The 2,330-nt window shown below is 35.2% G+C and carries 2 protein-coding genes and 1 pseudogene; 1 reads left to right on the top strand and 2 read right to left on the bottom strand.

Features of this window, described 5'->3' with window-relative positions:
- The first annotated feature begins 191 nt into the window (after positions 1-191).
- Complete coding sequence (gene erm(F), locus EXN75_RS17245; protein WP_010256780.1) at positions 192-992, top strand: 23S rRNA (adenine(2058)-N(6))-methyltransferase Erm(F); 801 nt, start codon at positions 192-194, stop codon at positions 990-992.
- A gap of 205 nt (positions 993-1,197) precedes the next feature.
- On the opposite strand, the gene EXN75_RS17240 is transcribed toward erm(F), so the two are convergent.
- Both EXN75_RS17240 and EXN75_RS17235 read right to left on the bottom strand, forming a co-directional pair.
- On the bottom strand, positions 1,198-2,175 hold the full coding sequence (locus tag EXN75_RS17240; protein WP_281279495.1) for a reverse transcriptase/maturase family protein: 978 nt from the start codon (positions 2,173-2,175) through the stop codon (positions 1,198-1,200).
- 43 nt (positions 2,176-2,218) lie between these two features.
- Positions 2,219-2,330 (bottom strand): annotated as a pseudogene (locus EXN75_RS17235) (IS982 family transposase); the annotation flags it as partial.

Below are 2,330 nucleotides of genomic sequence, written 5' to 3'. Positions count from 1 at the left end.
AGAAAAAGGATTTGGATGGTGAAGGACTAAATCAGCACATAGCTATTTGCTAGAGTAGTTAATAGTACACCTTAACACCAATTAACCAAATCCATGTTACTTGATTCTGGGTGCAAAGGTAAAAGAGTAGTTACTTGTTGCTCAGGAACTTATAAATAAAGTTAAATTATAGTGTTGCGGAATTAAGGCTAATGACAAAAAAGAAATTGCCCGTTCGTTTTACGGGTCAGCACTTTACTATTGATAAAGTGCTAATAAAAGATGCAATAAGACAAGCAAATATAAGTAATCAGGATACGGTTTTAGATATTGGGGCAGGCAAGGGGTTCCTTACTGTTCATTTATTAAAAATCGCCAACAATGTTGTTGCTATTGAAAACGACACAGCTTTGGTTGAACATTTACGAAAATTATTTTCTGATGCCCGAAATGTTCAAGTTGTCGGTTGTGATTTTAGGAATTTTGCAGTTCCGAAATTTCCTTTCAAAGTGGTGTCAAATATTCCTTATGGCATTACTTCCGATATTTTCAAAATCCTGATGTTTGAGAGTCTTGAAAATTTTCTGGGAGGTTCAATTGTCCTTCAGTTAGAACCTACACAAAAGTTATTTTCGAGGAAGCTTTACAATCCATATACCGTTTTCTATCATACTTTTTTTGATTTGAAACTTGTCTATGAGGTAGGTCCTGAAAGTTTCTTGCCACCGCCAACTGTCAAATCAGCCCTGTTAAACATTAAAAGAAAACACTTATTTTTTGATTTTAAGTTTAAAGCCAAATACTTAGCATTTATTTCCTGTCTGTTAGAGAAACCTGATTTATCTGTAAAAACAGCTTTAAAGTCGATTTTCAGGAAAAGTCAGGTCAGGTCAATTTCGGAAAAATTCGGTTTAAACCTTAATGCTCAAATTGTCTGTTTGTCTCCAAGTCAATGGGTAAACTGTTTTTTGGAAATGCTGGAAGTTGTCCCTGAAAAATTTCATCCTTCGTAGTTCAAAGTCGGGTGGTTGTCAAGATGATTTTTTTGGTTTGGTGTCGTCTTTTAAGCTGCCGCATAACGGATGGCAATATGGCATGAAGCGGATTGCGAGTGATACCTTATCAAGCCGAGATGAAGTTGGAACGGGCTAAAGCCGTTCCAATTAAGCACTTCACCGCTTTTTGCTATATTGCGTGTTAGCATTTCGGTGGTTATTGTCATACTGTTTTTGTTTTCATTTCAAATTTACATATTCCGCCCGATAAATATAAATAATTCCACCACCAGCCGCTCAGGTTCTTAAAAATCATTTGTTTTCTTAGTTTGTAGCTTTTGTAATGTTTCATTATGCCCAAATACGAGTTCATACTGCTTTGGAAGGCTTGTTGTTCTTCTTTTGTCGGTTTGTGGTCACGGGCTATTTGGTTTTGCTTTTCTATGGTGGTGTAAAAATTTCCTTTGGTGCGGTTGGCTATGTATGTTTTATGTGGTTTGATTACTGCGCCAAGGTATTTTACTCCTTTACTGTAATGTTGTAAATAAATTTTATCTGGGTGCAGTGTTAGTTGTAAAGTTGAAAGTAAAAAGTCTGAAAGTTTTGGGATAACAGATTGCAAATAATCTTTACTTTCGTGTATCAATACGAAATCATCAACATATCTGCCGTAATGTTTTATATTCAATTCTCTTTTTACCCAATGGTCGAACTCGTTCATGTAAATATTGCCGAACAATTGAGAGGTTAAGTTACCTATTGGTAAACCACAATTGGGCTGAGCATGAAACAAACTCTTTGTTTGGGGCAAACCTTCCCAGTCTAACTTTTTACCTTTGATTATGCAATTTACTATGGGATCATTGAATATTGTTTTTTCAATAAGATAAAGCACAAGTTCCAAATCAAAAGCGACTTTGTTTTTATTACGGATTAATTCATTTTTCACTTTGTCAAAAAGCAACAATTTATTCATTGCCATAAAATAGCCTTTGATGTCGAGTTTGAGAATGTAACAATCTTTTGAATAGTTATTAGAGCATGAACGTATAAAATGGTCAATCCGTTTTATGCCATAATGCGTACCTTTGCCTTTTCTACAGCTATAACTGTCGTTGATAAATGTTGTCTCAAAAAAGGGTAAAATGTAATTGAAAATAAAATGATGAATAACCCTATCCCGAAAATCGGCTGCAAATATCTCTCGTTTTACCGGTTTGTTTACAATAAACCCGTTGGCGGAATTAATTTAGCGCATACTTAACCCTGCCAACCGGTCTGTTGTTTACATAATTAATATATTGCAAGACTGTAAATGCGCTGATTTTCCCGATGATTCGGGTAAACAGTCCTAGT

This window comes from Segatella hominis (genome assembly GCF_004535825.1).
GTDB classification, from domain to species: Bacteria; Bacteroidota; Bacteroidia; order Bacteroidales; family Bacteroidaceae; genus Prevotella; species Prevotella hominis.
The sequence above is the reverse complement of the archived record's forward strand: the minus strand, read 5'-3'. Positions and strand labels throughout refer to the sequence as shown.